We start from the raw sequence: 2,033 nt of genomic DNA, 5'->3' as shown, positions 1-2,033 counted from the left end.
CCGCAACATCGCGCGGCTTCATATGAGCCGCCTTGGCCGCTCGCAGGGCAACAGTTGATGCCCAATCGCCGTTAGCAACATCGCGCGGACGCTCGAGCGCCGCGGAAGGAACCTCCTCCAAGGGAAGCGATCCATCCGCGACAGCAGCATTTAAAGCCGCGTCGACGACTTCTTCAACTTGTTCACGTAAAGTCATTGCAATATCTTTCAGTCGGTCATATATCCCACTCAAAAAATGAGGGGCTGCGAGTTTCACAGTCCCTCATGATAACATCACCTGCAGCGAAAACAGCGCTACTTCAAAGTTGCATAGATAATCGCCTTGATAGAATGCATGCGATTCTCAGCCTCATCGAACACGCGAGAACGTGCGCCGCGGAAAACCTCGTCGGTAACTTCCATCTCGGTGATACCGAATTTCTCAGCGATTTCAGCGCCGATCGTCGTCTCAGTATCATGGAAGGCGGGCAGGCAGTGCATGAAGATGCCCGTCGGCGCCATAAGGTCGATAACCCGGCTGTTGACCTGGTACGGAGAAAGCAGCTTGATGCGCTCTTCCCACAGCTCGGCAGGCTCGCCCATGGAAACCCAGATATCGGTGTAGACAACATCAGCGCCAGTGCAGGCCTCTTCGACGCTTGAAGTAAGCGTCACCGAACCGCCGGATTCAAGCGCGATATCCCTGCAAGTAGCAACGAGCTCGGCATTCGGCATGCGCTCTTCGGGGCCGCAAGCAACGAAATGCAAGCCGAGCTTCGCACATACCACCATAAGGGAATTGGCAACGTTGTTCTCGGCATCGCCCATAAAGACAAGCTTCTTACCCTTAATACCTTCAGGGAAGTTCTCCTCAAGCGTGAGCATGTCAGCGATCATCTGAGTGGGATGAAACTCGTTGGTGAGGCCATTCCACACTGGAACACCTGCGTGCGCAGCGAGATTTTCGACGATTTCCTGTCCATAGCCACGATACTCGATACCGTCGAACATCCGGCCAAGCACGCGAGCAGTATCCTCAATCGATTCCTTCTTGCCCATCTGCGAACTGCCTGGATCAAGATAGGTGACACCAAGGCCCAAATCATGCCCAGCAACCTCGAACGAGCAACGAGTACGCGTAGAAGTCTTCTCGAACAGAAGCACAATGTTTTTGCCCTCGAGATATTTATGGGGGGTGCCGGAAAGCTTCAAAGCCTTAAATTGCTTCGCAAGCGAAATAAGGTAGCGGATCTCATCTGGAGTGAAATCGAGAAGCTTCAGATAGTTTCGACCGCTCAAACTGATTGGCATGAGAGTTCCTTTCATTGGAAATAGATATCTAGAATAACCTTCTTCGCAAGCATTGAACAGGAGAAGAAAGGGGGAATCCACGAAAGGAAATAAAATGAAAAGGCCGCGGCCCGGGGAACCCTCCCCCGGGCCGCGGCCCTGCGCAAATAAAGGAAGCGCCGCCCATGAGCGGAACGCCCTATCCTCCCACGGACTTCCTCCGCAGTACTTTCGGCGAGGAGGGGCTTAACTTCCGAGTTCGGAATGGGATCGGGTGATCCCCCTCTCTACGGTTCCGCTCATGGGGGGCGCTCCCCCGATGAGGCTATGTTTTAAGGTGCCTCTTCCAGGACGCCCCGCGGCGACCCTGGCGGCTGCATGCGCGCTCCATGCCTCGATTCCGATACCCGCACTTTGCTGGTGAAGAAGAGCTCGGGCTATCAGCACCGCTCGCCTGAGCGCCTCGCGGCGCTTGCAGCTGCGGCCTGTCGACCGGGTGTTCTACCCGGGCCCTTACCGAACAGGGAGCTCATCTCGGAGCCGGCTTCCCGCTTAGATGCTTTCAGCGGTTATCCGTTCCGGGCGTAGCTAGGCGGCGGTGCCGTTGGTCGACAACCGCTCCACCAGAGGCCCGTCCGCCCCGGTCCTCTCGTACTAGGGGCGGCCCTCCTCAACTCCCTTGCGCCTGCGGAGGATAGGGACCGAACTGTCTCACGACGTTCTGAACCCAGCTCGCGTACCGCTTTGAATGGCGAACAGCCATA

General features: G+C 56.3%; 1 protein-coding gene, 2 rRNA genes and 1 pseudogene. All 4 read right to left on the bottom strand.

Annotated elements, in window-relative coordinates:
* A pseudogene (locus Q0G85_RS10295) lies at window positions 1-196 on the bottom strand (arginine--tRNA ligase); the annotation flags it as partial.
* 98 nt (window positions 197-294) lie between these two features.
* On the bottom strand, window positions 295-1,290 hold the full coding sequence (gene argF, locus Q0G85_RS10290; RefSeq protein ID WP_297157701.1) for an ornithine carbamoyltransferase: 996 nt from the start codon (window positions 1,288-1,290) through the stop codon (window positions 295-297).
* A 165-nt stretch (window positions 1,291-1,455) separates the two neighbouring features.
* Window positions 1,456-1,570: ribosomal RNA gene (gene rrf, locus Q0G85_RS10285) — 5S ribosomal RNA — on the bottom strand.
* A 119-nt stretch (window positions 1,571-1,689) separates the two neighbouring features.
* A 23S ribosomal RNA gene (locus tag Q0G85_RS10280) occupies window positions 1,690-2,033 on the bottom strand; the annotation flags it as partial.

Origin of the sequence: uncultured Ellagibacter sp., assembly GCF_934617235.1 — a bacterium.
GTDB lineage: Bacteria > Actinomycetota > Coriobacteriia > Coriobacteriales > Eggerthellaceae > Ellagibacter.
This window is presented reverse-complemented; position numbering and strand designations above follow the sequence as displayed.